Source organism: Sphingopyxis sp., from assembly GCF_036402335.1.
Classification (GTDB): domain Bacteria; phylum Pseudomonadota; class Alphaproteobacteria; order Sphingomonadales; family Sphingomonadaceae; genus Sphingopyxis.
Map to the genome: position 1 here is coordinate 1 of NZ_DASWTD010000535.1, position 1,684 is coordinate 1,684.

Here is a 1,684-nt window from a genome sequence, read left to right on the forward strand (position 1 = left end):
AGACTCATGGGAGAGGTATGTTCCAGATTTGTTCTTTGGGCGCAAGCACAGCTTTGCGCGATTGTTCCCTAGATAGGATGAGGGGAGCCGCGCTGCAATGCGGGCCACCGTGCACGCTCTTTCCACCAACATCCCAAAGGCTTCGACCAGCGTCGGGCGGCTTGCTTGACCGTCTGTCGCGGCGGGCGGACAACGGCAACCATGGCGCCGCCTCGACCCGGCGGCGCAGGGAATCAGGAGACTGGGGAAATGAAGAGCTTTTTTGTGAGCACTGCGGGGCTGGCGATCGCGACGGCACTGGCCGTGGCGCCGGCGATGGCGCATGATGCCGATATGAGCGCTACGCTGATTGCGAAGGCGGACGGCGAGAGTGGGGCGGCGGCCGGTGATCCGGGATCGCTGAAGGCGCTGACCTTCGGCAAATGGGGTGTCGATCTGGATGCGCGCGATCCGTCGGTCAAGCCGGGCGACGATTTCGACAAATATGCCAATGGCGGATGGTTCGCGCGCACCGAAATTCCGTCCGATCAGGCTTCGGCGGGCGTCGATTACGACGTCTATAATTTGACCCAGCGCCAACTGCGCGCGGTGGTCGCGGGCGCCCCGGCGACGAGCCAGGTCGGCGGACTGTACCAGAGCTTCATGGACGAGCCGCGGGTCGAGGCCTTGGCTGCCAAGCCGCTGATGGCCGATATCGCGGCGGTCGCGGCGATCAAGGACAAGAGCGAGATGGCGCGCTTCATGGGCGGCACGCAGGGCACCTTCGGTTCGACGATTGTCAGTGGCGGGCCCTATGCCGACACCGCCGATCCGACGGTCAACGTCCTCTGGCTCGGCCAGGCCGGGCTGGGCCTGCCCGAGCGCGACTATTATCTGAACGACAGCTTCAAGCCGCAGCGTGACGCCTATCGCGCCTATATCGCGCGGACGATGAAGATGGCGGGCAATGCCGACTCCGAAAAGGCGGCCGACGCGATCATGGCGTTCGAGACCGAGATCGCAAAAGTCAGCTGGGCGGTCGCCGACCGCCGCGACATCAGCAAGATCAACAATCCGATGTCGTCGGACGAGCTTGCGGCATACGCGCCGGGGCTCGACTGGGGTGCGTGGTTCGCGGGCTCCGGCATCGCGCCGCAAAAGCGTATCATCGTGAACGAAAAGACCGCGGTACGCGATATCGCGGCGCTCTATGCCAAGACGCCGCTCGACACGATCAAGCTGTGGCAACAATTCCACGTCGCTGACAATGCGGCCCCCTATCTGTCGAAGGCATTCGTCGACAGCCGGTTCGAATATACCAAGGCGCTGAGCGGTGTCGGTGAACTTCGTCCGCGCTGGAAGCGCGGGCTGACGCTGGTGGACGGCAGCCTCGGCGAACTGGTGGGTGAGACCTATTCGAAGCAATATTTCCCCGCGAGCGCGAAGGCGAAGATGGAGGTGCTGGTCGCCAACCTGAAACTCGCGATGGGCGATCGTATCCGGAACAACAGCTGGATGGCTCCGGCGACCAAGGACGCGGCGCTGGCGAAGCTTGCCAAAATGGACGTGATGGTCGGCTATCCCGACAAATGGCGCGATTATTCTGCACTCAAGATCGATCCCGCCGATCTGTATGGCAATGTGAAGCGCAGCGCGGCGTTCGAATATGCCTATGCGCTGTCGGATCTCAACAAGCCGGTCGATC

At 62.9% G+C, this 1,684-nt stretch carries 1 protein-coding gene; it reads left to right on the forward strand.

Features of this window, described 5'->3' with window-relative positions:
- Positions 1-249: 249 nt before the first annotated feature.
- A partial coding sequence (locus VGD20_RS17545; RefSeq protein WP_331135668.1) for a M13 family metallopeptidase occupies positions 250-1,684 on the forward strand: 1,435 nt, incomplete at its 3' end.